Source organism: Streptomyces sp. NPDC002156, assembly GCF_053593675.1.
Genome location: NZ_JBSFDA010000155.1, coordinates 1 through 24,245, shown reverse-complemented (window position 1 = coordinate 24,245; position 24,245 = coordinate 1). Strand labels below are relative to the sequence as shown.

The window sequence follows — 24,245 nt, the reverse complement described above, 5'->3', positions numbered from 1 at the left end:
GGGGTCTGGGGGCGCAGCCCCCAGGGATGGGACGGGTAAGGGCGGCGGGGGCGAGAAAACCCACCCCCTACCCCCGCGGCACCCCCGAAGACCCCCGAACCATCAACTCCCCCCGAACCGTGGCGATCCCCCCAGGCGGCGGCTCCTCCCGCCCCATCGCGATCCGCCCCGCCCGAGCCCCCGCCTCCGACAACGGCAACCGCACCGTCGTCAACGAAGGCACCGCATCCACACTGAACGGCAGATCATCGAACCCGGCGACGGACACGTCGTCCGGAATCCGCCGCCCCGACTCCCGCAGCGCCGCACACGCCCCGATCGCGACGGAGTCGTTCGCGGCGACGACAGCCGTGAGCGACGGGTCCCGCCGCAACAGCTCCAGCGTGGCCTCGTACCCCGACCGACGGTCGTACCGCCCGTGAACAGTCCACCGGGGATCTTCGGTAATCCCATGGCCGGCCAGGGCTGCCCGGTGCCCCTCCAGCCGATGCCGCGTCGTCGTCCGTTCCTCCGGCCCCGCGATGTACCCCAGCCGCCGATGCCCCAGCCCGATCAGGTGCTCGGTCAGCTCCTGACCGCCGCCCCGGTTGTCGAACGTCAGTGCGATAGCGGCGGTGTCCGGCGCCGGCGGGCGCCCGCACAGCACCACCTTCGTGCCCGCCTCCTCCAGCCGCCGCAGCTTCGCCGAGACCGCCGCGAGGTGCGGCTGGTTCTCCACCGCGCCGCCGGTCAGGACGACCGCCGCCGCACGCTGCCGCTGCAGCAGGGTCAGGTACGTCAGCTCACGCTCCGGCGAGCCGCCTGTGTTGCACACCACAGCCAGCCGTTCGCCGCCCGCGCGCCCGCCCGGGCCCGACACCTCCGACTGGATCGCGCTCGCCATGATCCCGAAGAAGGGGTCGGCGATGTCGTTGACCAGAATCCCGACCAGGTCGGACGTGGCCGCGGCGAGCGCGCTCGCGGGCCCGTTGAGCACGTAGTCCAGCTCGTCCACGGCCCGCAGCACCCGCTCGCGGGTGGTTGCGGCCACGGGATAGTTCCCGTTCAGTACGCGCGACACCGTCGCGGGCGAGACCTGCGCGCGGGCCGCCACGTCCGCCAGGGTCACCGTCATCTCGTCGTCCTCCGGTCGCGCATCTTGTGATCCATCGCGTCGCTCACCGCGTCGCTGTAAGTTGTCGTATTTTGCGTCTTCGCGTCCATACAGATGCAGACCCTATGACCTACGGCGGAGCCTCGACCGGCCGTCGAGGAACCTGCGGCCCCCGATTGTTCGCACCCCCGAACAATTCGGCCTCTCTGTGCTCTTGTCCAGACCGCTGCACAGAGGCTAGCTTCTCCCTAGATAGAAAGCGCTTGCTGTAACGCTTGCCAGTTGGGCTGCCGAGGGCTGCTCTCCCACCGGGCGTACGCGGCGCGTACACCGCGTACCCCGCCCCCTGTGGCACCTACGAAGGGAAAGACGTGACACGCAAGACGGTGCGTATCGCCATGAACGGCGTGACCGGGCGCATGGGCTACCGCCAGCACCTGGTCCGCTCGATCCTCGCCCTGCGCGAACAGGGCGGTCTCGACCTCGGCGACGGCACCGTGCTGTGGCCGGAACCGATCCTGGTCGGCCGTCGTGAGCACGTGCTCAAGGGCCTCGCCGAGCAGCACGGCCTGGACCCCGAGAACGTCTCCACGGACGTCGACGCGGTCCTCGCCGACCCGACCGTCGAGATCTACTTCGACGCCCAGGTCACCTCCGCCCGCGAGGAGTCGATCAAGAAGGCGATCGCCGCGGGCAAGCACATCTACACCGAGAAGCCCACCGCCACCGGCCTCGACGGCGCCCTCGAACTGGCCCGTCTGGCCAATGCCGCCGGTGTCCGCCACGGCGTCGTCCAGGACAAGCTGTTCCTCCCGGGCCTGCTGAAGCTCAAGCGCCTCATCGACGGCGGCTTCTTCGGCCGCATCCTCTCCATCCGGGGCGAGTTCGGCTACTGGGTCTTCGAGGGCGACTGGCAGAGCGCCCAGCGCCCCAGCTGGAACTACCGTTCCGAGGACGGCGGCGGCATCGTCGTCGACATGTTCCCGCACTGGGAGTACGTGCTCCACGAGCTGTTCGGCCGGGTCAAGTCCGTCCAGGCGCTCACCGCCACCCACATCCCGCAGCGCTGGGACGAGAACGACAAGCCGTACGACGCCACCGCCGACGACGCCGCCTACGGCATCTTCGAGCTCGAGGGCGGCGCGATCGCCCAGATCAACTCCTCCTGGACCGTACGGGTCAACCGCGACGAACTCGTCGAGTTCCAGGTCGACGGCACGGAAGGGTCGGCCGTCGCCGGTCTGCGCAACTGCCGTGTCCAGCACCGCAGTTCCACACCGAAGCCGGTCTGGAACCCCGACATCCCGGCGACCTACTCCTTCCGCGACCAGTGGCAGGAGATCCCGGACAACGCCGAGTTCGACAACGGCTTCAAGGCCCAGTGGGAGCTGTTCCTCAAGCACGTCTACGCCGACGCGCCCTACCAGTGGGACCTGCTGGCCGGCGCCCGTGGTGTCCAGCTCGCCGAACTGGGCCTGAAGTCCTCGGCGGAGGGCGTCCGTCTCGACGTACCGGAGATCGCGCTGTGACCATCCAACTCCCGGACGCCAGCGGCGCGTTGAGCGCGTACGAGCCGCGCTCCACCCCGCTCGCCCTCACCCCCGGCACCCCCTTCACCTCTCGTACGGTCTACTCGGCGGCCCACGTCGTCGCCGACCCGTACGCCGACGTGTCCCCGGACTCCCCGGCCGCCGTCGACTGGGACGCCACCCTCGCCTTCCGCCGCCACCTCTGGTCCCACGGCCTCGGCGTCGCGGAGGCCATGGACACCGCCCAGCGCGGCATGGGCCTCGACTGGGCGGGCGCGGCCGAGCTGATCCGCCGTTCGGCGGCTGAGGCGAAGGCCGTCGGCGGGCTCATCGCCTGCGGTGTCGGCACCGACCAACTCACCGCCCCCGGCGCCTCCTTGGCGGACATCCGCAAGGCGTACGAGGAGCAGCTCGCCCTCGTCGAGGAGGCGGGCGCCAAGACGATCCTGATGGCGTCCCGGGCTCTCGCCGCCGCCGCGAAGGGGCCCGAGGACTACCTCGACATCTACGGCCACCTGCTCCGCCAGTCCGCCGAGCCGGTGATCCTGCACTGGCTCGGCCCGATGTTCGACCCGGCCCTGGAGGGCTACTGGGGGACGAGCGACCTCGACGCGGCCACCGACACCTTCCTGGACGTCATCGCCGCCCACCCCGACAAGGTCGACGGCATCAAGGTGTCGCTGCTCGACGCCCAGCGCGAGATCGACATCCGGCGCCGACTCCCGCAGGGCGTGCGCTGCTACACGGGCGACGACTTCAACTACCCCGAGCTGATCGCGGGCGACGACAAGGGCTTCAGCCACGCCCTCCTCGGCATCTTCGACCCGCTGGGCCCGCTGGCGGCGGAGGCGGTGCACGTCCTCGACACCGGGAACACGGCCGGCTTCCGTGAACTCCTCGACCCCACGGTCGAGTTGTCCCGCCACCTCTTCCAGACCCCCACCCGCTTCTACAAGACGGGCGTGGTCTTCCTGGCCTGGCTGGCCGGCCACCAGTCGCACTTCACCATGGTCGGCGGACTGCAGTCGGCCCGCTCCCTCCCGCACTTCGCCCGCGCCTACCGACTCGCCGACGGACTGGGCCTGTTCCCCGACCCGAAGCTGGCCGAGGAGCGGATGAAGAACCTGCTGTCCCTGTACGGAGTGACCCAGTGAGCACCGACGACCTCGCCCGCTTCAGCATCAACCAGATGACGGTCAAGCAGCTGTCGATGCCCGAACTGGTCGACGCCTGCGGCCAGTTGGGCATCGGCAACGTCGGCTTGTGGCGGGAGCCCGTCCAGTCGTACGGCCTGGATGCGACGGCCAAGCTGGTCCGCGACGCGGGCCTGACCGTCACCACCCTGTGCCGGGGCGGCTTCTTCACGGCCATCGACCCGGAGGAGCGGGCCAGGGCGCTGGACGACAACCGCCGCGCCGTCGACGAGGCGGCGACGCTCGGCACGGACACCCTGGTCCTGGTCTCGGGCGGCCTCCCGGCCGGCTCCAAGGACCTGTACGGCGCCCGCGAGCGCATCGCGGACGCCCTGGCGGTCCTGGGCCCCTACGCCGAGAGTCATGGCGTGAAGCTGGCCATCGAGCCGCTCCACCCCATGTACGCCGCCGACCGCTGCGTCGTCTCGACGCTCACCCAGGCCCTCGACCTCGCGGAGCGCTTCCCCGCCCACCAGGTCGGCGTCACGGTGGACACGTACCACATCTGGTGGGACGACAACGCGCCCGCGCAGATCGCCCGCGCCGGCGCCGGTGGCCGTATCCACACCTTCCAACTCGCCGACTGGACCACCCCGTTGCCCGAGGGTGTCCTCAACGGCAGGGGTCAGATCGGCGACGGCTCGATCGACATGCGGGAGTGGAAGACGTACGTCGAGGCCGCCGGTTACACCGGTGCCATCGAGGTCGAGCTGTTCAACGACGCGCTGTGGGCCCGGGACGGGCGCGAGGTGCTCGCGGAGACCGCGGCGCGGTTCGTGGAGCACGCGGCGTAACGGTACGGCCGTCCGGGCCCGGTGAACAGGCGGATCACCGGGCGCGGACGGTTCCCTCCCCTGCCGACGACTTCAGGCGCGGATCTCGATGCCGTGGGACCGGTCGTCGGTCAGGATCTCCATCAGGGCGCGGTGTTCGGTGCGCAGCCGGTCCACCTTGCCGGTGACCTTGTTGCGCACCTCCAGCTCACAGCTGGTGATCTTGGTGTTGAGGCAGTGCTTGATGCCCCCGGGCGGGTTGTAGTAGTTGAGCCCGACGAACTGCTCCTTGGCCGCCAGGAACCGCCCGTTGACCGACACGGTGTCGTCGCCCGTGCTGAAGTCCCAGTGGAAGTAGCCGAATTGGGCTTTGGCCGTCAACGCCCGGCGCATCGAGACGAGTTGGTACTCGCGGTCGTCGTGGCGCAGGACGAGGAAGGTCGCCAGCGGGGTCCGCACCGGGCCGATCTTCGCTCGCGCGGTGACGATCTCCAGGAAGCTGTCCGGGGCGTCGTCGAACCCGGCGACCTGCCCGAAGGCGTAGTAATCCGTGTGCCGGCTGCCCCAGTTGTGGTTCTGGCTGCCCGTCCAGCCGTCCACCTCGACCGTCTCGCCGTCGACCGTCAGCGAACCGTCGAAGCGGGCCAGCGGCATCCCGACCAGGCTCTTGGCCTTGGGGAAGCCGCCCGCGTACATCTTCTGCGGCAGCAGGAACAGCGGCGGCTCGGTGCCCTCGTACGTCAGGTCCCAGCCGATGCCGCCGTTCGGTCCCGTCGCCTCGCCCTTGAGCCGGCCCGGTTCCAGCACTCGGTCGGCGACGCGCGCGCCGAACACCCCGCGTCGGAAGTCGCATTCGGCGATCGGATGCTCCTCCTTGGCGACCACGTGCCGGCCCGTCACCCCGTCGAAGTACACCGCCCACAGCTCACCGATGGCCGCCTCCGGCATCCCGGCCGGGCTGAAGACGGTGTAGCGGATCCAGAAGGCGCGCGGCTCGGTGGGATGGTTTCCGCGCTGGTAGAAGCTCTCGTAGTGGCCCTGCGGCCGGGCCGGGTCGTACTGGACCGTGTTGAGCGGCAGGGTGTGCGGATCGTCCTGGCGCGTCACCATCAGAGGCTCCAAATGCGTTGTCGTGGACGGGGGTTGGGGTTCTTCTTGGCGAGGCGCACTAATGAACGGGATGGCGGGGGCGGCGGTCGTGCAGGGTCATCACCATGCCGTAGCGGGGGCGCAGGGTGATCGTCGCGTGGTCGACGACCCGGTGGGACGGGACGTGCCGGAACTCGTAGCGCTGCAGCAGCGCGGCGAGCAGCAGGTGCGCCTCCATGAGCGCGAAGTGCTTGCCGATGCAGAGGTGCGGGCCCGCGCCGAAGGGCATGTAGGCGAACCGGTGCCGTTTTCCCGGTGCCTTGCCTTCGTGGGTGCGGAAGCGGTCGGGTTCGAAGCGTTCCGCGTCCGTCCAGTGCGCCGGATGGCGGTGGATGTTGTGCAGGTTGACCAGGACGCGCGAGCCCGCGGGCATCCGGTGGCCGCCCAACTCGGTGTCCCTCAGGGTCAGTCGGGGCACGATCGGCGCCGACGGGTACATCCGCAGCGACTCCTCGAAGACCTGGAGCGTGTACGGCATGGCGCGCAGGTCCTCGACGGTGGGCAGGCGTCCGCCGAGGGCGTCGTCGACCTCGCGCTGTACGGCCGCCAGGACGTCACGGTGGCGGGAGAGGAGGTAGAAGGTCCAGCTGAGGGTGACCGCGGTCGTCTCGTGACCGGCGGCGAAGGTGGTGATCACCTCGTCGCGCAGCTGGCGGTCGTCCATGCCCTGGCCGGTGTCCTCGTCCCGGGCGGCGAGGAGCATGTCCAGCAGGTCGTCGGACCGGACGTCCGCGCACTCCGACTCCGCCTCGGCCCGGCGTTCACGGATGATCCGGCGGATCAGCGCGTCGATGCCGTCCATGACCTCCCGGAACCTGCGGTTGCGCGGGGTCGGCCAGTGCGTGGGCGGGCTGAAGGGGTTCTGGAGGCGGTCGAAGGCGAAGTTGATCGCCACGTCCACGGCGTCCGGCCCGAGTTCGCCGAGCCCCTCGGCGATGTCGGTACTGAACATGCACCGGCTGACGATGTCGAGCGTCACCCGCATCAGCTCGGTGTGCAGGTCGACGGCGTCACCGGTGCGGTAGGTGGCCGCCATGTGGGTCAGCTGGTCCTCGACCGAGGCGGACATCGTACGGAACATCGAGGCGAGGGCCTGTTTGCTGTAGATCGGCTGCATCATGCGCCGGTTGGTCATCCAGCTCTCGTGGTCGCTGCTGGTCAGCAGGCCCTCGCCGAGCACCAGGCGCAGCGGGTTGTCGGGGCCGAGCTTGCCGTAGGCGGCGCTGTCGGTCAGCACCTCCCCGGCCAGCTCGGGGCTGGACACCCCGTGCACGGACACGGGCCCGAGCCGGTACCGCACGAGGTCGCCGCCCTCGCGCCAGCCGTCGCGCATCGCGGCGAGAATGTCCCGCCGGAAGGCCGGCACACTGCCGAGCAGGGGCAGTCCGCGCACCTCGGGAGCCAGTTGGTACTTGACCTGATGGTTCACGTGGCTGCTCATTTGCTGCCCAGGGCGCAGACCCAGCCCAGCGAACGGCGCGGCTCGGCGACGAACCGGGTGTCCTTGAAACCGGCGACATCGAGCAGTGCCACGAGTTCGGCGCCGGACAGGATGCGCAGCCCGTCCTGCTCGGACCGTTCGGTGAAGCGCCGCCCGAACAGCCGCTGGGTGAGCGTCGGTGCGGTCGCCGCCTCCCGGCTCATCTCCAGGGTGATCGCCAACTGCCCACCGGGCTTGAGGACTCGGTACGCCTCGGCGAGTCCGCGCAACGGGTCGGGCCAGAAGTAGAAGGTCTCGATCGCGCTGACCCGGTCGAACACGCCGTCCTCGTACGGAAGTTGGCCCACATCCCCCTGCCGGATCGCCACCCGCCCCTGTCCGACGGCGGCGGCGTTGCGCCGTACGGCCTGCCGGACCATGGTCGCCGAGTAGTCGAGCCCGGCGACCAACCCCAACTCGGCCCGCCGGGCGAGCAGTTCGACGGCCATCCCGCTGCCGCAGCCGAGATCGAGCACATGATGGGTACGGCGGACGTCCAGATGCTCCGCCGACCACCGGGTGAGCCCGCGATGCTGCACGGTCATCAGATGCCCGACCAGGGCACCCGGCGCACCGGCCGGGCGCCGGAAGTTCTCCTGCAGCAGACGGTAGGGACCTCTGGTCAGTGTGTTCGCACCAGGCATGGGGCTCCCCCTCATTTCTCTCTCGGTCTCCACCAGGTTTTACGATCTCCCGCCGCGACGTCCCTCGCGCGGATTTGCGGGGAATTGGGGGCGAGTGTCAGTGCTCGCGCCGCACGTTCCGGTCCAGCCGGTCGAGATACCGGCGCAGCACCACCCGCCCCGCTCCACCGAACGGCAGCGTCGGAGCGGCCGACCGATGCCACGGCAGGGACGGACCCCCGCCCTCCCCACCCCCGACCAACTGCCGTGCCACATACGCCCCGTGGGCGATGGACAGCGCCAGTCCGTGCCCGCAGCACCCCCCGATGAACCACATCCCCGGCGCCCCGGCGAGTGGCCCCACGACGGGCAGATCGTCGAGGGTGACGCCGATGCGGCCGGTCCACCGGTGCGTGACGGCGGTGTCGGCGAGGAGCGGATGCAGACCGCGCATGCGCTCCGCGAGCCACTCCCAGGTCGCAAGGCGGGCCCTGTCGTCCTTCCGCGCCCCGCCAGTTCCAGGAGGCCGCCCCGGCAGCGAGGCCCGACCGCCCCCCACCACCAACCGCCCATCAGCCGTCAGCCGGAAGTACGGCGCCAGCCGCGCCGCATCGACCAGCGCCGCCCCCGATCCCTCCCCGAGCGCCTCGCGCACCGCCGGCTTCAACGGCTCGGTGGCGATGGCGTGCACCTCGAGCGGAGCGACCGTGCCCACCGGGAGGCCAAGGGCACCGGCCCCGCCGTTGACCGCGAACACCCCGGCGCCCGTACGGAGTTCACCGTGCGGAAAGACCAGCCGCGTGCCGCCGCTACCGTTACCGGACCGGCCGACGACCGGTGAACGCCCGTACAGCCGGGCGCCGTTGGCCGCGCAGGCCCGGGCGAGGGCGGCGGTGAGAAGCGCGGGGTCAAGGGTGGCCGCCTGCCGGTGGAGCAGCCCCGCCTGGCAGGGCACGTCGATGCGCTCGCGCACCCCGGCCGCCGACAGGGGCGGTACGTCCAGGCCGAGGGCGCGACAGGCCGCTGCCTGTCCGGACAGCCGGGCCAGTCCCTCCGGTGAGCGGGCGACGACCAGTTGCTCGCCGGTGCGCACGGGCACGTCCAGGGTGCGGCACAGCTCCAGGGCACCGGCCACCGCGTCCTCGCTGGCCCGGTGCATACGACGGGCCGTGTCCGGGCCGAACCGGCGGATCGCGCGGTCGACGGGCGGACCTGCCCGGGGCCCGAGGAGTCCGGTGCCGTGGCCGCTGGCACCGGCCGCAGGGTGGCCCGCGTCGACGACGGCGACATCGGCGCCGGGTGCGTACCGCAGCAGGTGGTACGCGGTGGAGAGGCCGGCCAGACCGGCGCCGACGATCGTGAAGTCGGCGCTCACCAGGCCTCGTACAGAAGGGAGTTGATGATCCTCGGGACGTCCGCCCCGCCACGGCGGAGCCATCACCACAGGCACCTCCGGGTGCGATCGCAGCTCACCCATGCCGCGCCCCGCTCCGCCCATGGAAGCCCCGGTCGTACCAGAGCAGCGGATGCCCGGTGCCGGTGTGGGCGGCGAGGACCTCGCCGACGACCAGGTGGTGGTCGCCGTACGCCCGTACGTCCGTCACCGCGCACACCGACCAGGCGAGGGCGTCGGCGCGGACGGGCACCCCATGGACGTACTCCGCCTGTTCCTCGCCGAAGCGTTCGGCGGCGGTGGCGAGGGGGTCGGCGCAGCGCTCGGCCCAGGGGCGGTGCCGTTCGTCGAGGACGTGGAGGGCGAAGGAGCCGTGGTCGCGGAGGGCGGCGAGGGTGCGGGAGGCGTTGGCCAGGCAGAGGGACATCAGGGCCGGTGCCGCCGAGACGGCCGCCGCCGAGGAGACCGTCGCGCAGGCCGGTCGGCCGTCGGCACCCCGGGTGGTCACGACGCACACGCCGGACGCCAACTTGGCGTACATGTCGAGGCATTGGGCGACACCGGGCCGCGTCGCCAGGGACGACACCGGGTCAGCCATGCCGGGACGCGGCGAGGTCCAGGGGGCTCATCGGGGTCACCCGGCCCATGAGCCCTTCGAGGATGCGCAGGATGTTGTCCCGCAGCGTGCTCTCGGCGACGGGATCGAGGATCTCCGCGAGGGAGGGGATGCCGAGGTCGAAATCGGACCGGAAGGTGACCACCGTGCCCTCCTCCTCCCGCTCCTCGCACACCCAGGAGCCCTGGAAGACCTCGAAGTCGCCCTTGATCTGCTCGAACTCGACGGTCAGGGTCTCCGGGACGAACCGGTCGCGTTCGCTCCACCGCATCAGCCCGTTGCGGAAGATGACACTCCAGTCCGACCGGAGCGACCCGTCGGCCTCCGGCGGATGCACGACGACCTCGTTCACCTTGTCGGTCAGCTCGGGATAGCGGCGGAAGTCGCAGATCAGCTCGTACGCCTGCCGGGCCGTGCGCTCCTCGACGACCACCTGGACGATTACTTCGCGCATACGCGATGTACTCCTTAATTCAGAGGATGTTGGTTTCCCGCCCGAGCCGCCATAACGCACTCGGCCGCACTCCACCCTGAAAGGCGATGTACTCGGGCAGCACGACATGCGGCGCCCATTTCTCCTTGTATTCGAGCTGCGCGGCGGCCGGATAGACCCGCTCACCGCGCTCCCCGAGAAAACGCACGACACGCGCCACCATGCCACTTGCACCTGGTGCCTCAAGGGATGGATCAAGTCCGACGAAGGGAGTGAATCCGAAATGCAGCCACTCGCCGCCCTCCCCACAGAATCGCTCGATGGCGGTCGAGTTGAGGAGTTCCATGGTGCCGGGTGGGGCGTCGGCGCGACGGCGACTGAGATCGTGCAGCCAGCCCGGGCGGCTGCCGAAGGCGGGGGAGTAGCTGATGTACCCCACGACGCGCCCATCGACGGTACCGGTGAAAACCCTCTGATGTTTCTGCTCGGGTCCGTCACGTTCCCCGACGAGAAACCGGAGTTCTTTGGCGCGCTTCCCCTTCCCGAGCAGCCATTCGCGGTCGATGAGATCAAGCACGTCTGATGATTCCCCAGGCGGGACCTGGGCGACCTCCACCCCCGCCCGCCGGGCCCGGGAGATCTTGTTCCGCAGCCGTACGAACGGCGACCCGCGCAGGGTGAACCGCGCCAGATCGAGGGCGTACGAGGCCCCCATCTGGTTCACCGTGAACCCGTGGGCCGCGTACAACCGGGCGTCCTCGGCCTGGAGTTGTACGGCGATTACGCGCCGCCGTCCGCCCGCGGCCCGGTCGAGGAAGGCGTCCAGCAGCCCGGCACGGTCGCCAGGGGCGGCGAAGGGCCCGCCGAGCTGCAGCAGATGCCGTCCCGCCGGACGGAAGGCGCAGACTCCGTCGTACCGATCGTCGACAAAGAACTCGTTCCCGCTGTTGAGGGCGAGAAAAGCACTGGGATTGTCGGCATGGGCCGAGACCAGATCAAACGCGGACGGCATCGCTCCCCTTCCCGTCGTAGGCCCGCTGGAATGCTGCGAAGTCCGGGTGGGTGCACGGTTCGAAGGGCACTCCGAAGGGTTTGAGGGAGTTCCCGAAGAGGGCCCGGTCGCCCATGAGATGGATGGGCAGCGCCAGCAACGCCCATTCCGCACCCACCAGCCAGCTCCACAACCCCGCGAAGACCGCCCAGGTGACCAGTGAGTGCATGAGGTTGTAGGCGACGTAGTATCCGCGCCCGACCCGCCCGTCCGGACTTCTTCGATAGGCGATGGCGCCCGGGACGTACCCGATGAGATCGATGACGAGAAAAAGGGAGACGAAAAGCCACCAGCGGATCTCGGAAAGATGCGTCAGAGCGGCGACGGAGGAAACGGCGAGAGCGACCGACCACTCAAGTCGGGCGAGCCGAGATGTGGTTCTGGTGTAGAAGAGATTCCTGGCATCCACAAAGGCCTCCGTACACCCGGAGTGAGACATTCTCACCTGTCTTACGGCCCGGGGGCAGGGCGTCCCTCGCGGGAATATCGGGCCCGGGTCAGTTCCCCGGCGGAGGCCCGTACAGCTGGGCGGGATCGCCCCCGAGGGCGGCCTTGACGAAGCGGCTGGGGTCGTCGACCAGGACCTCGATGGTGCCGGCCTGTACGCCGTCGAGGCTGGCCCGGGCGACGTCGGTCGGGTCGATCATGGGAACGTCGCGTCCCGCCATCATGTCGGTGTCCGCGGCGCCCAGATGCACACCCTGGACAAGGGTCCGCTGACCGGCGAGTTCAAGGCGGACGCCGTTGGTCATGTTCCACTCCGCCGCCTTGGCCACGGCGTAGGACCCCGTCCCTTCGGTGGCGACCCACGACAGCACGGACAGGATGTTCACGACCGCCCCTCCACCGCCCGCGGCGAGGGCAGGCGCGAAGGCGCGAATGACCCGGAGCGTGCCGAAGAGGTGGGTTTCCAGGTCCTCCCGGACGGTGTCCAGGTCGTCGGTCATGAGGTTGGCCCCGGTCGCGATGCCGGCGTTGTTGACCAGCAACGTGACGTCCTGTGCCGCCTCGGCGGCGTTCACGATCGACTTCTCGTCCAGCAGGTCCAGGTACAGCGGTGTGACCCGCGGGTCGGACGTGTCGATCAGCTCCGGGCGGCGGGCGGTGGCGTAGACCTTCCTGGCTCCCCGGGCCAGCAGTTGATCGACGAAGCGCCGACCGATCCCGCGATTGGCGCCCGTCACGAGCGCGGTGGAACCGGCGATGTCCATGTTCGTTCCTTTCGGCGGGCGGTGGGAGATCGCGTCCGCCCGGTGCCGCCTACGCTAAAACCTGACGTCAACGTGAAGGGCAAGTCGTGACGGGCGACAGCGCGAGCAGCACGAGCAGCGGGAGGGGCCGGATGCGTATCGGCGGACTGGCCGAGAAGGCCGGGGTCAGCGCGCGTGCGCTGCGCTACTACGAGGAGCAGGGCCTGCTGTGTCCCCAGCGCACGGCCAGTGGCCAGCGCGTCTACCCGGAGTCGGCCGTGGACCGCGTGGGGCTCATCCAGGAGCTCTACACGGCCGGACTCGGCAGCCGTCTGATCGCGACCCTGTTGCCCGCCATCGACGCCCAGCACGTCGGCCCCGAGATGCTGGAGCGCCTGCTCGACGAACGTGCCCGGATCGGGGCCAAGGTCACCGAGCTGCAGGCGGCAGGCCGTCGACTCGACCTGCTGATCAGTCTCGCCACGCATCCGGGCGCACAGCAGTGCCCGGCCTCGCTCGACCAGGCGCTCACTGGAGGCTCCGCCTGAGCCCGAAACCGCCTGAGCCCGAAGGCGATGAAAAAATCTTGGTTCCCCGTACAACCCTCCGCCCACCTCGCCGGTCGTACATGGCATCAGGACTTCTGGAGGGGGATCTGGGGGGATCGCTGGGGTTCTGATGTGGAGGGGAAGCCGAGGGGGCCCGGTCGACGGACCGGGCCCCCTCGAAGCTGTTTCCGGCCCTGCCTCGTATCCCGTTCCGGTGGCGCACGGCCCGGCGGTCCGGGGAGACTGGACCGGCGGAGACAAAGGAGGCGTCAGCCATGTCACTCGCCCGCGTCCACAACTTCACGATCTCGCTCGACGGCTTCGGCACCGGTGAGGGGCTCAGCCGTGAAGCGCCGTTCGGCCACGCCGGCGAGAGGCTGCACCAGTGGATGTTCACCACCCGGTTCTGGCACGAGATGACCGGCCAGCCGGGCGGGACCGGCGGCATCGACGACGCCTTCGCACAGCAGTTCGCGCCCGGGATCGGCGCCGAGATCATGGGCGCCGGGAAATACGGCCCGCCCGGCTGGCACGAGGACCCGGACTGGAAGGGCTGGTGGGGACCCAACCCGCCCTTCCACACACCGACCTTCGTCCTCACCCATCACACACGCCCGCCGATCGAGATGGAGGGCGGTACGACCTTCCACTTCCTCGACACGTCGCCCGCCGAGGCGCTCGAAACGGCCCGCAAGGCCGCGGACGGCCAGGACGTACGCATCGGCGGCGGGCCCACCGTCGTCCGTGACTTCCTCGCCGCCGGACTCGTCGACCACCTGCACGTCGTGGTGGCCCCGGTGCTGCTGGGCCGGGGCGTACGCCTCTGGGACGGCCTGGAGGGCGTCGAGAAGGACTACGAGGTCGAGGCCACGTCCTCGCCCACCGGGGTCACGCATGTGACCTTCGCCCGAGCGACCCGCTGAAGCGCCGCACACCACCGGCCTCGACTCAGAAGAAGACCCCGCACCGCAGCAGCACATTCGCGTACGGCCGTGCCTCCCCCGTCCGTACGACCAGCCGCGCCCCCGCCGACAGCTCCTTGAGCCGCTCGTGCGAGACGAGGATGAGGCCGCCGTCGGGAAAGTGCCCGTCCAGCAGCTTCGCGGCCCCCGGATTCGCGCCCCGTACCTCCGCCGCCGCTGTCGCGCCCTCCACGACCAGCTCCGTCAGCAACCCGTCGAGCACCTCCGCGAAGGACGGCACCCCGGCCCGGAAGGCCAGGTCGACGACGCGCGGCCCGGCCGGGATCGGCATACCGGCATCGCACACCAGCACCCCGTCCCCGTGCCCCAACTCGGCGAGCGCGCCCGCGAGATGACGGTTCAGGATTCCGCCCCGCTTCACAGCGCGTCGACCTCCTCAGCCGTAGGGAAGGAGTCCTGGGCGCCGGCCCGTGTCACCGCGACCGCGCCCACCCTGGCCGCGTACGCCGCCGCCTCCACCAGCGACTCGCCCGCGCCCAGCCGCCAGGCCAGCGCCGCGGTGAACGCGTCGCCCGCCCCTGTCGTGTCCACGGCCTCCACCGGCGCCGACGGCACCCGCACCCGCTCCCCGGCCCGTACGGCGACCAGCGCGCCCTCCGCACCCAGGGTGATGACGACCGAGTGCGGCCCGAGAGCGAGCAGCGTCTTCGCCCAGTCCTCCGGCGAGTCGCCCAACTCGGCGTCCGCACCGGCGATCACCCGGGCCTCGTGCTCGTTCACGATCAACGGGTCGCAGGCGGCCAGGACTTCACGCGGCAGCGGTCGCGGCGGGGAGGGATTCAGTACGAACCGGCCCTCGGGAGCCAGGTTCCGTACGACCTCCACCACCGACTCCAGCGGAATCTCCAGCTGCGCCGACACCACCCGCGAGGCCTGGAACAGGCTCCCGGCGGCCCGGATGTCCTCGGCGACCAGCCGCCCGTTGGCGCCCGGCGACACCACGATGCTGTTGTCGCCGGACGGGTCCACGGTGATCAGCGCGACCCCCGTCGGCGCCCCGCCGACCAGCACGCCCACCGTGTCGACACCGGCGCCCCGCATCGAGTCCAGCAGCAGCCGGCCGTGGCCGTCGTTGCCGACCCGCGCCAGGAGCGCCGTACGGGCCCCCAACCGGGCGGCGGCGACTGCCTGGTTGGCGCCCTTGCCGCCCGGGTGGACCACCAGGTCGGAACCGAGCACCGTCTCACCGGCCGCGGGCCGCCGCTCGACCACGGTCACCAGATCGGCGTTGGCCGACCCCACGACCAGCAGGTCGTAGTCGTACATGAACTGTCTCCCCATACCCGTCAGTTGTACCGGCCGACAGGCCGGGCCGCCTCGAAAAGACGAGCCCGGCCGTTCCCACTCCACCCGTTCGAGGTGCTGCTCAGCCGCCGAACTCCGCCACGTTCTCCTCCGTGACCACCTTCACCGGCACCATCACCGTCTTCTCGACACTCTTGCCCTCGGCGACCCGCAGCGCGTTCTCCACCGCGATCCGCCCGAGTTCCTTGGGCTGCTGGGCCACCGACGCGTACAGCGAACCGTCCGCGACCGCCTTCAGCCCGTCGGGCGTGCCGTCGAAACCGATCACCGACACCGACTTGCCGGCCTTGCTGCCGAGCGCCTTGATCGCGCCGAGCGCCATCTCGTCGTTCTCGGCGAAGACACCGTTGATGTCGGGGTTGGCCTGGAGCAGGTTGGTCATGACGTCGAGGCCCTTGGTGCGGTCCCAGTCGGCGGGCTGCTTGGCGACCACCTTGATGCCCGGGTAGGCCTTCAGCCCCTCGGTGAAACCGGCGCCGCGCTCACGGCTGGCGGAGGTGCCCGCCTGGCCCTGGAGGACGACGATCGTGCCCTGCCCGCCCAGCTTCTCGGCGAGCGCCTTCGCGGCCAGCACACCCCCGGCGGTGTTGTCGGAGGCGACGAGGGTGTCCGTCTCCGCGCCGTTGACCGACCGGTCCACGGCGACGAGCGGGATCCCGGACTTGTTCACCGACCGCGCGGCCGGACCCGTCGCGTCCGAGTCCACCGGGTTGACGATGATCGCCCCGAGGCCCGAACTGGTGAAGTTCTCCAGCTGGTTGGCCTGCTGCGAGGCGTCGTTCTGGGCGTCCGTGACGGTCAGGTCCACGCCCAGCTTCTTGGCCTCCGCCTGGGCACCGGCCCGGATCTGCACGAAGAAGGGGTTGTTCAGCGTCGACAGCGACAGACCCACCTTCTGGGTCGACGCGGCGGACGAACCGCTGTGCAGCAGGGACGTCGCGCCCACGATCGCCGCCGCGACCACGGCGGCCAGCACATACGTGAAGGCCTGCTTGCGCCGGTCACCACCGCCGGAGGCACCGGTTGCCACGGGAGTGGACCCGCTCTTCCGCCGCACCGTGTCGAACAGCACCGCCAGCGCGATCACGACACCGATGACGACCTGCTGCCAAAAGGCGGACACGGAGAGGAGGTTGAGCCCGTTCCGCAGCACCGCCAGGATCAACGCGCCGATCAGCGTCCCGGACGCCTTGCCGGTACCGCCCGCCAGGGATGCCCCACCAATGACCACCGCGGCGATGGCGTCCAGCTCGTACCCCTGCGCGGCCTGCGGCTGGGCGGAGGACAGCCGCGACGCGAGCACGATGCCCGCCGCGGCGGCGAACAGCCCGGACAGCGCGTAGATCGCCAGCTTCTGCTTCTTCACCCGCAGCCCGGAGAGCCGGGCCGCCTCCTCGTTGCCGCCGATCGCGTACATGGAGCGCCCCAGGTACGTACGGCCGAGGATGAACGCCGTGACGAGCCCCATGGCCACCATCACCAGCACGGGCACCGGCAGCCAGCCGCCCAGCGTGTCACCGAGGTGCGAGACCGACTCGGGGAACGCGATCGGCGAACCCTGCGAGATCACCAGCGACAGCCCGCGCCCCACCGACAGCATGGCGAGCGTCGCGATGAACGGCGGCAGTTTGCCGTACGAGATCAGGAAGCCGTTGACCAGGCCGCACGCGATGCCGGTGACGACGGCCAGGAGGACGGCTATCGCGACCGGTACGCCCTCCGAAGTCGCCGCCCAGGCAAGGACGGTGGCCGACAGGGCGGCGACCGAACCGACCGACAGGTCGATGCCCGCCGAGACGATCACGAAGGTGACGCCGAAGGCGAGGACGGCCGTCACGGCCGCCTGGACACCCACGTTGAGCAGGTTGTCCGTCGTCAGGAAGTCGCCGGACAGCGCCGACATCGCGATGACGAGGACGATGAGCGCCGTCAGCGCGCCGTTGTCGAGCAGGACGCGGCGCAGGCCGCTCGTGGCGCCACTCGCGCCCGCGTTGCTCTTGAGCGTGTCAGTGGCCACGAGAGCCCTCCACAGCAGTAGTTCCAGTAGGTCCAGTAGTTCCAAAAGAAGTGGGTGCGCTGACGGCGAGTGCCATCACGGAGTCCTGGGTGGCCTCGGCGGCCGTGAGTTCACCGGCGATCCGGCCCTGCGCCATCACCAGCACTCGGTCGCTCATCCCGAGCACCTCGGGCAGATCGCTGGAGATCATCAGTACGGCGGCACCGGCGGCCGTCAGCTCGTTGATCAGCTGGTAGATCTCGACCTTGGCCCCGACGTCGATCCCGCGCGTCGGCTCGTCGAGGATCAGCACCCTGGTGTTCGCGAGCAGCCACTTGCCGATGACGACCTTCTGCTGGTTGCCGCCGGAGAGCGTGCGCACATGCTGGCCGAGCCCGGCCATCCGTACGCCCAGCTGCTCGGCGACCTTCGCGGCGGCGACCCGCTGCCCCTTGAGGTCGACAAGACCGCCCTTGGTCGCGGCCCGCAGGGTGACAAGGCCGAGGTTCTCCTCGACGGAGGCGTCGAGCACCAGTCCCTGCCCCTTGCGGTCCTCCGGTACGAGCCCGATCCCGGCGGCCATGGCGGCCCCGACATCGCTCCCGCGCACGGCGGCACCCGCGACGGACACGGACCCCTTGTCGTACGGATCGGCGCCGAACACGGCGCGCGCGACCTCCGTACGCCCGGCTCCGACCAGCCCCGCGATGCCGACGACCTCACCGGCCCGCACCTCGAAGCCGATGTCGTGGAAGACACCGTCCCGGGTGAGCCCGTCCACCTTGAGGAGGGCGGCGCCCGCGTCGGTGGCCTCGCGCGGGTACTGCTGTTCGATGGACCGCCCGACCATCAGCCGTACGAGCTCGTCCTCGGGGGTATTGGCAGGCACCTGCCCGACACTCTTGCCGTCGCGGATGACGGTCACCCGATCCCCCAGAGCGGCGATCTCCTCCAGGTGATGGGTGATGAAGACGATCCCGACGCCGTCCTCGCGCAGGGTGCGCACGATCGCGAACAGCTTCTCGACCTCCTCGGAGGTGAGAACGGCGGTCGGCTCGTCCATGATCAGCACGCGCGCGTCCAGGCTCAGCGCCTTCGCGATCTCGACCATCTGGAGCCGCGCGATCCCGAGTTCACGCACCCGCGCGCGTGGGGACACGTTTACGCCCACACGCTCCAGCAGTACGGCGGCCTCGGCCTCCATCCGCTTGCGGTCGATCATCCCGTAGCGGCGCGGCTGCCGCCCCAGGAAGATGTTCTCGGCGACCGTCAGATCGGGTACGAGGTTGAACTCCTGGTAGATGGTGGCGATCCCGAGCCGTTCGGAATCCTGCGCCCCGTGGATACGGGTCTCCTCGCCGTCGACGAGGATGCGGCCGGCATCGGGGCGGTAGGCGCCGGAGAGCATCTTGATGAGGGTGCTCTTGCCCGCGCCGTTCTCACCGAGCAGCACATGCACCTCGCCCCGGCGCAGATCGAAGTCGACGCCGTCGAGCGCGACCACACCGGGGAAGGACTTCCGTATGCCTTCGATGCGCAGCAACTCGTCCGGGTTGCTCACGACGTACTCCTGTTCGTAGCGGAGGGCTGTGCGGAGGGCTGTACTGATGAGGTCGGCGGCGGCTCACCGCACGACCGCCGTACGACGAGATGCGCGGCCAGCGTCACGGACTGCGGGGGCCGTCCCTCGATGACGTCGACCAGCGCCCGGACGGCGGCCCGCCCCAGCTCACCGGTCGGCTGCGCGACGGCCGTGACCGGCGGATCGGTGTGCACGAACCACGGGATGTCGTCGAAGGCCGCGAGCGCGATGTCCCGCGGAACACGCATCCCACGCGCGCGTACGGCGTCCAGCGCGCCCAGCGCCATCAGGTTGTCGGCCGCGAAGACGACCTCGGGCGGCTCGGCCAGGTCGAGGAAGGCGTCGGTCACCCGGCGCCCGCTCTCGGCCTGGAAGTTGCCCTGCCCTATGTAGGCGTCGGGCAGCGGCAGCCCGTACTCGGCGAGGGCCTCCCTGAAGGCCTCGACGCGCTCGCTGCCGGTGGTGGTGGCCGCCGGGCCCGCGATGATCGCGAGCCGCCGGTGACCGAGCCCGTGCAGGTGCGAGACGAGATCCCGGACCGCCTGGCGCCCGTCCGCCCGTACGACCGGCACGTCCACGCCCGGGATCCAGCGGTCCACGAAGACCATCGGGGTCCCCGCGCGCGCGGCGTCCAGCATCAGCGGGGAGCCGCCGTCGGTGGGGGAGACGAGGAGACCGTCGATCCGGCGGTCCAGCAGGGTCCGTACGTGGTGGTCCTGCAGGTCGGGCCGCTCGTCGGCGTTGCCGATGATGACGCTGTAACCGAGGGCGCGGGCCTCCTCCTCGACGGAGCGGGCCAGTTCGGTGAAGTAGGGGTTCATCACGTCGCTGATGACCAGGCCGAGGGTGCGGGTCTGGTCGGTGCGCAGGGAGCGGGCGACGGCGTTCGGGCGGTAGCCCAGCGCCTCGACGGCGGCCAGCACGCGCGTGCGTGCGTCGACGCTGACCGACGGATGGTCGTTCAGGACCCGCGACACCGTGGCGACGGAGACCCCTGCCTCGGCAGCGACGTCCTTGATGCTCGCCATCGCCGCTCCACCTCCTTGTGGATCGTTCGTGGAATCGATTACATCGATGTCTACGAGGATTGGAATCGATTACACGGAGGTAAATCAAGCCCCCGGCCACATCCCGAGACCGGATCGTGATGGAGGGAGGATCCAAGCCGCCGCTGTTCGGCCGCGAAGTCGCACGCCGGTCGCAGGCGGTCCAGGCTGGACGTGTGGGGCGGACGTGGGGTGGCCTCCCCAGGACCACGGCGGACCGGAAACGGAGGAGTCATGACGGCGACGACTCGAAGCGACACTCCCGTCACGCTCGAAGGCGGTGGCGTGGAGTTGCGTACGCAGGTGATCGGAGGCGGCTTCTCGGTCGTCTACGTGAGCCTGCCGCAGGGCACGGACATGGGCCCGGCGTTCAAGGGCCTGCCCGGCGACGCCTGCCCGTGCCCGCACTGGGGCTACCTGTTCAAGGGACGGATCCTGATGCACACCCCCGGGGGCGACGAGACGTACGAGGCGGGGCAGGCGTACTACTTCGCGCCCGGCCATGTCCCGGAGGCCCTTGAGGACTGCGAGTTGGTGGAGTTCTCCCCGACGGAGGACTTCCGGACGGTGCTCGACCACGTCAAGTCCGCCATGGGGTGACGGCCCTCGGGGGGGCGTCGTCCACAGGCCCGGCGGTCTGTCAGTGCTTGGCGGTAGCGTCGGATCATGTCGAATCAGGCGGGCGGCGGTCCGAAGCAGACGGCGCAGGGGGAACGGCGCCTGGCCGTCCTCGAAGGCGTCCTGGAACGGATCACGTACGCCAACGAGGAGAACGGCTACACGGTCGCCCGTGTCGACACCGGCCGGGGCGCCGGCGACCTCCTCACCGTCGTCGGCGCACTGCTCGGCGCCCAGGCCGGCGAGTCCCTGCGCATGGAGGGCCGTTGGGGCTCCCATCCGCAGTACGGCAAGCAGTTCACCGTCGAGAACTACACGACCGTCCTGCCCGCCACCATCCAGGGCATCCGCCGCTATCTGGGCTCGGGGCTCGTCAAGGGCATCGGGCCCGTCTTCGCTGACCGGATCACCCAGCACTTCGGCCTGGACACCCTCCGGATCATCGAGGAGGAGCCCAAGCGGCTCGTCGAGGTGCCGGGGCTCGGCCCCAAGCGCACGAAGAAGATCGCTGACGCCTGGGAGGAGCAGAAGGCGATCAAGGAGGTCATGCTCTTCCTCCAGAGCGTCGAGGTGTCCACGTCCATCGCCGTGCGCATCTACAAGAAGTACGGCGACGCCTCGATCTCGGTCGTGAAGAACCAGCCCTACCGCCTCGCCTCCGACGTCTGGGGCATCGGCTTCCTCACCGCCGACAAGATCGCCCAGTCCGTCGGCATCCCGCACGACAGCCCCGAGCGCGTCAAGGCGGGCCTGCAGTACGCCCTTTCGCAGGCCACCGACCAGGGCAACTGCTATCTCCCCGAGGAACGCCTGATCGCGGACGCGGTGAAGCTCCTCCAGGTCGACACGGGCCTCGTCATCGAATGCCTCGCCGAACTCGCGGCGCCCCCGGAGGAGGGCGAGGACCCGGGTGTCGTACGTGAAAAGGTGCCCGGCCCCGACGGCGACGCGGAACCGGTGACCGCCGTCTACCTGGTCCCCTTCCACCGCGCCGAACTCTCCCTCTCCGCCCAGCTGTTGCGTCTCCTGCGCACCGGCGAGGACCGGATGCCCGCCTTCCATGACGTGGCCTGGGACAAGGCCCTGGTGTGGCTCCAGGGGCGTACGGGGGCCGATCTCGCCCCCGAGCAGGAGGCGGCCGTCCGGCTCGCGCTGACCGAGAAGGTCGCCGTCCTCACCGGGGGACCGGGCTGCGGCAAGTCCTTCACGGTCCGCTCGATCGTGGAGCTGGCCCGCGCCAAGAAGGCCAAGGTCGTCCTCGCCGCCCCGACCGGCCGCGCCGCCAAGCGCCTCGCCGAACTCACCGGCGCCGAGGCCTCCACCGTCCACCGCCTCCTGGAGCTGAAGCCCGGCGGCGACGCGGCCTACGACAAGGACCGCCCGCTCGACGCCGACCTGGTGGTCGTGGACGAGGCCTCGATGCTGGACCTGCTCCTCGCCAACAAGCTGGTGAAGGCGGTACCGCCGGGAGCACACCTGCTGTTCGTCGGGGACGTGGACCAACTCCCCAGCGTCGGCGCGGGCGAGGTGCTCCGGGACCTCCTCTCCGACGGCAGCCCGGTCCCCGCCGTCCGGCTGACCAAGGTCTTCCGGCAGGCCCAGCAGTCGGGCGTCGTGACGAACGCGCACCGGATCAACTCCGGGCAGCATCCGGTCACCGACGGCATGAAGGACTTCTTCCTCTTTGTGGAAGAGGACACGGAGGAGGCCGGCCGCCTCACCGTGGATGTGGCCGCACGGCGAATTCCGGCCAAGTTCGGCCTCGATCCCCGACGCGATGTCCAGGTGCTCGCGCCGATGCACCGGGGCCCGGCGGGGGCCGGCAACCTCAACGGGCTGCTCCAGCAGGCGATCACACCGGGGCGGCCGGACCTCCCCGAGAAGCGGTTCGGCGGCCGGGTCTTCCGGATCGGCGACAAGGTCACGCAGATCCGCAACAACTACGACAAGGGCGAGAACGGCGTCTTCAACGGCACCGTCGGAGTCGTCACTTCCCTCGACGAGGTCGAACAGCGCCTCACCGTACTGACGGACGAGGACGAGGAGGTCCCGTACGACTTCGACGAGCTGGACGAACTCGCCCACGCCTACGCCGTGACCATCCACCGCTCCCAGGGCAGCGAGTACCCGGCGGTGGTCATCCCGGTCACCACGGGCGCGTGGATGATGCTCCAGCGCAACCTTCTGTATACGGCCGTCACCCGGGCGAAGAAGCTGGTCGTCCTGGTCGGTTCACGCAAGGCGATAGGCCAGGCGGTGCGCACGGTTTCGGCGGGACGGCGTTGCACGGCACTGGATTTCAGGCTGCGGTCGTAGGGGTTTGGAGCTGCTCCCGCTGGAGTGCGTTCAAAGGTGTAGTGGTGAGGGGGAGCGAGTGTAGGTGGCCTGTGTCGTGCCGCGTGGTCCGGCAGTGGTATCGGCTTCAGCGGGGAACTGATGTTCTTGCATCGAATGCGTGACCTTCATGGTCGGCGCTCGTTTCCCACGGCGGAGGGATCTTCGGGTGGGGGTGACAAGGTGAGTGAGTTGAGGAGCATGGCAGTGCCCTTCGTCGCGTCTGGGCCATCTGGCGTGGCCATCCGGACCCGTCTCAAGCACCTGACGCCTGACGATGAGAAGGTGCTGTGCCTGGTGAGCGCGCACCTGGGGTCGCTGGCCTCGAAGGATCTCAAGACACGGTGCCGGGACGGCCTGGAGCACTCCGGTGAGTCGTGGGCGGTGCGTAAGCGGGAGCTGACGCCGCTGTCGTCGTCGCGGTGGGCTGGCAGTATCACTAAGGCGTCGCACGACCAGTGGGCGCTGGCCCGCCGCTGCCAGTTGGCGCATATCCAGAACCTGGAAGCGGGCGTCCGCACCATCGAGGACCGACTGTCCCAGCCGGTCGGGCAGAAGGGGACGAAGAAGGCGCCCGGGGGTTACCGGTCCCAGCGGGAGTGGCACGCGAAGTCCCGGCGGCTACGGGTACTTCAGGACCGGCTGACCGCCGCGCGAGCGGACCGCGAGGCCGGCATCGTCCACGTCGTGCGCGGCGGTAAACGGCTGGCCCGCACCCGGCACCACCTGGACGCCGCCCAGCTCACCGAGTCCGCGTGGCGCGGGCGTTGGGAAGCCGAGCGCTGGTTCTGTGAGGCGGACGGGGAGTCCGGCAAGCGGTACGGCAACGAGACCATCCGCGTCAGCCCGGACGGTGAGGCGAGCATCAAAGTCCCCGCGCCGCTCGCGCATCTGGCGAACGCCCCGCACGGACGGTACGTCCTTTCGTCGAGGGTCGTGTTCGCACACCGGGGTACCGAGTGGGCGGATCGCGTCGTGGCCAACCGGGCGATCGCCTACCGCATCCACTACGACACCGGCCGGAACCGCTGGTACCTGACCGCCTCCTGGCAGATCCCACCCACCCACACCCTCCCCATCGAGGCCGCGCTCGCCCACGGTGTGATCGGCGCCGACATGAACGCCGATCACCTCGCTGTGTGGCGCCTGGATGCCCACGGCAACCCGACCGGCAGCCCGCGCCGCTTCTTCTACGATCTGGCCGGCACCGCCGAGCACCGGGACGCCCAGGTCCGCCATGCCCTGACCCGCCTGCTGCACTGGGCCCAAACGTGCGGCGTGAAGGCGATCGCGGTGGAGGACCTGGACTT

At 70.1% G+C, this 24,245-nt stretch carries 23 protein-coding genes; 8 read left to right on the top strand and 15 right to left on the bottom strand.

The window, feature by feature from the left end:
* Nucleotides 1-67: 67 nt before the first annotated feature.
* Nucleotides 68-1,114, bottom strand: coding sequence for a LacI family DNA-binding transcriptional regulator (locus ACWCRB_RS39320; protein WP_451000642.1), 1,047 nt, complete (start codon nucleotides 1,112-1,114; stop codon nucleotides 68-70).
* Nucleotides 1,115-1,464: 350 nt separating this feature from the next.
* Here ACWCRB_RS39320 and ACWCRB_RS39315 point away from each other — a divergent pair, with 350 nt between their 5' ends.
* Genes ACWCRB_RS39315 through ACWCRB_RS39305 form a run of 3 tightly spaced genes read left to right on the top strand, consistent with a single transcriptional unit; the run spans nucleotide 1,465 to nucleotide 4,609 of the window.
* Nucleotides 1,465-2,622 (top strand): Gfo/Idh/MocA family protein, encoded by a 1,158-nt coding sequence (locus tag ACWCRB_RS39315; protein ID WP_451000641.1) that lies wholly within the window; start codon nucleotides 1,465-1,467, stop codon nucleotides 2,620-2,622.
* Nucleotides 2,619-3,776 carry a dihydrodipicolinate synthase family protein gene (locus tag ACWCRB_RS39310; protein ID WP_451000640.1) on the top strand — a complete coding sequence of 386 codons (1,158 nt, stop codon included), beginning with the start codon at nucleotides 2,619-2,621 and terminating at the stop codon, nucleotides 3,774-3,776. Before ACWCRB_RS39315 ends, ACWCRB_RS39310 begins: the two co-directional genes overlap by 4 nt.
* 35 nt (nucleotides 3,777-3,811) lie before the next feature.
* Nucleotides 3,812-4,609: a sugar phosphate isomerase/epimerase family protein gene (locus ACWCRB_RS39305; protein ID WP_451000644.1), complete on the top strand. Its 798-nt coding sequence runs from the start codon at nucleotides 3,812-3,814 to the stop codon at nucleotides 4,607-4,609.
* Between the two features lie 72 nt (nucleotides 4,610-4,681).
* Here ACWCRB_RS39305 and ACWCRB_RS39300 read toward each other — a convergent pair whose 3' ends face one another.
* The 9 genes from ACWCRB_RS39300 to ACWCRB_RS39260 form a co-directional block, all read right to left on the bottom strand.
* On the bottom strand, nucleotides 4,682-5,698 hold the full coding sequence (locus tag ACWCRB_RS39300) for a hypothetical protein (protein ID WP_451000639.1): 1,017 nt from the start codon (nucleotides 5,696-5,698) through the stop codon (nucleotides 4,682-4,684).
* A gap of 58 nt (nucleotides 5,699-5,756) precedes the next feature.
* Nucleotides 5,757-7,166 (bottom strand): cytochrome P450, encoded by a 1,410-nt coding sequence (locus ACWCRB_RS39295; protein ID WP_451000638.1) that lies wholly within the window; start codon nucleotides 7,164-7,166, stop codon nucleotides 5,757-5,759.
* 8 nt (nucleotides 7,167-7,174) lie between these two features.
* Nucleotides 7,175-7,861 carry a class I SAM-dependent methyltransferase gene (locus tag ACWCRB_RS39290; RefSeq protein ID WP_451000637.1) on the bottom strand — a complete coding sequence of 229 codons (687 nt, stop codon included), beginning with the start codon at nucleotides 7,859-7,861 and terminating at the stop codon, nucleotides 7,175-7,177.
* A gap of 97 nt (nucleotides 7,862-7,958) precedes the next feature.
* Nucleotides 7,959-9,317, bottom strand: a complete 1,359-nt coding sequence (locus tag ACWCRB_RS39285) for an NAD(P)/FAD-dependent oxidoreductase (RefSeq protein ID WP_451000636.1) — start codon at nucleotides 9,315-9,317, stop codon at nucleotides 7,959-7,961.
* Nucleotides 9,310-9,831: a flavin reductase family protein gene (locus tag ACWCRB_RS39280; RefSeq protein WP_451000635.1), complete on the bottom strand. Its 522-nt coding sequence runs from the start codon at nucleotides 9,829-9,831 to the stop codon at nucleotides 9,310-9,312. Before ACWCRB_RS39280 ends, ACWCRB_RS39285 begins: the two co-directional genes overlap by 8 nt.
* Entirely contained in the window at nucleotides 9,824-10,303 is a 480-nt protein-coding gene (locus ACWCRB_RS39275) for an SRPBCC family protein (RefSeq protein ID WP_235478518.1), read from the bottom strand. Before ACWCRB_RS39275 ends, ACWCRB_RS39280 begins: the two co-directional genes overlap by 8 nt.
* 19 nt (nucleotides 10,304-10,322) lie before the next feature.
* Complete coding sequence (locus ACWCRB_RS39270) at nucleotides 10,323-11,294, bottom strand: bifunctional lysylphosphatidylglycerol flippase/synthetase MprF (protein WP_451000634.1); 972 nt, start codon at nucleotides 11,292-11,294, stop codon at nucleotides 10,323-10,325.
* Nucleotides 11,278-11,742 carry a hypothetical protein gene (locus ACWCRB_RS39265; protein ID WP_451000633.1) on the bottom strand — a complete coding sequence of 155 codons (465 nt, stop codon included), beginning with the start codon at nucleotides 11,740-11,742 and terminating at the stop codon, nucleotides 11,278-11,280. Before ACWCRB_RS39265 ends, ACWCRB_RS39270 begins: the two co-directional genes overlap by 17 nt.
* Before the next feature lie 88 nt (nucleotides 11,743-11,830).
* On the bottom strand, nucleotides 11,831-12,544 hold the full coding sequence (locus tag ACWCRB_RS39260; RefSeq protein WP_451000632.1) for an SDR family oxidoreductase: 714 nt from the start codon (nucleotides 12,542-12,544) through the stop codon (nucleotides 11,831-11,833).
* Between the two features lie 86 nt (nucleotides 12,545-12,630).
* On the opposite strand from ACWCRB_RS39260, the gene ACWCRB_RS39255 reads away from it, so the two are divergent.
* On the top strand, nucleotides 12,631-13,071 hold the full coding sequence (locus ACWCRB_RS39255) for a MerR family transcriptional regulator (RefSeq protein ID WP_451000631.1): 441 nt from the start codon (nucleotides 12,631-12,633) through the stop codon (nucleotides 13,069-13,071).
* A gap of 275 nt (nucleotides 13,072-13,346) precedes the next feature.
* Nucleotides 13,347-13,994, top strand: a complete 648-nt coding sequence (locus tag ACWCRB_RS39250; RefSeq protein ID WP_451000630.1) for a dihydrofolate reductase family protein — start codon at nucleotides 13,347-13,349, stop codon at nucleotides 13,992-13,994.
* A 25-nt stretch (nucleotides 13,995-14,019) separates the two neighbouring features.
* On the opposite strand, the gene rbsD is transcribed toward ACWCRB_RS39250, so the two are convergent.
* The 5 genes from rbsD to ACWCRB_RS39225 all read right to left on the bottom strand — a co-directional run bounded on the left by rbsD (nucleotide 14,020) and on the right by ACWCRB_RS39225 (nucleotide 19,965).
* Complete coding sequence (rbsD, locus tag ACWCRB_RS39245) at nucleotides 14,020-14,415, bottom strand: D-ribose pyranase (RefSeq protein ID WP_451000629.1); 396 nt, start codon at nucleotides 14,413-14,415, stop codon at nucleotides 14,020-14,022.
* On the bottom strand, nucleotides 14,412-15,320 hold the full coding sequence (locus tag ACWCRB_RS39240; protein WP_451000643.1) for a ribokinase: 909 nt from the start codon (nucleotides 15,318-15,320) through the stop codon (nucleotides 14,412-14,414). Before ACWCRB_RS39240 ends, rbsD begins: the two co-directional genes overlap by 4 nt.
* Before the next feature lie 100 nt (nucleotides 15,321-15,420).
* On the bottom strand, nucleotides 15,421-17,376 hold the full coding sequence (locus tag ACWCRB_RS39235) for an ABC transporter permease/substrate-binding protein (RefSeq protein WP_451000628.1): 1,956 nt from the start codon (nucleotides 17,374-17,376) through the stop codon (nucleotides 15,421-15,423).
* Nucleotides 17,366-18,916 carry a sugar ABC transporter ATP-binding protein gene (locus ACWCRB_RS39230; RefSeq protein ID WP_451000627.1) on the bottom strand — a complete coding sequence of 517 codons (1,551 nt, stop codon included), beginning with the start codon at nucleotides 18,914-18,916 and terminating at the stop codon, nucleotides 17,366-17,368. Before ACWCRB_RS39230 ends, ACWCRB_RS39235 begins: the two co-directional genes overlap by 11 nt.
* Nucleotides 18,913-19,965, bottom strand: coding sequence for a LacI family DNA-binding transcriptional regulator (locus ACWCRB_RS39225; protein ID WP_451000626.1), 1,053 nt, complete (start codon nucleotides 19,963-19,965; stop codon nucleotides 18,913-18,915). The genes ACWCRB_RS39230 and ACWCRB_RS39225 overlap by 4 nt, the downstream gene beginning before the upstream one ends.
* A 252-nt stretch (nucleotides 19,966-20,217) precedes the next feature.
* On the opposite strand from ACWCRB_RS39225, the gene ACWCRB_RS39220 reads away from it, so the two are divergent.
* From ACWCRB_RS39220 to ACWCRB_RS39210, 3 genes are all read left to right on the top strand, one after another.
* Nucleotides 20,218-20,583: a hypothetical protein gene (locus tag ACWCRB_RS39220; RefSeq protein WP_451000625.1), complete on the top strand. Its 366-nt coding sequence runs from the start codon at nucleotides 20,218-20,220 to the stop codon at nucleotides 20,581-20,583.
* 66 nt (nucleotides 20,584-20,649) lie between these two features.
* Nucleotides 20,650-22,917: an SF1B family DNA helicase RecD2 gene (recD2, locus tag ACWCRB_RS39215; protein ID WP_451000624.1), complete on the top strand. Its 2,268-nt coding sequence runs from the start codon at nucleotides 20,650-20,652 to the stop codon at nucleotides 22,915-22,917.
* A 219-nt stretch (nucleotides 22,918-23,136) separates the two neighbouring features.
* On the top strand, nucleotides 23,137-24,245 hold a 1,109-nt coding region (locus ACWCRB_RS39210), incomplete at its 3' end, for an IS200/IS605 family accessory protein TnpB-related protein (RefSeq protein WP_451000623.1).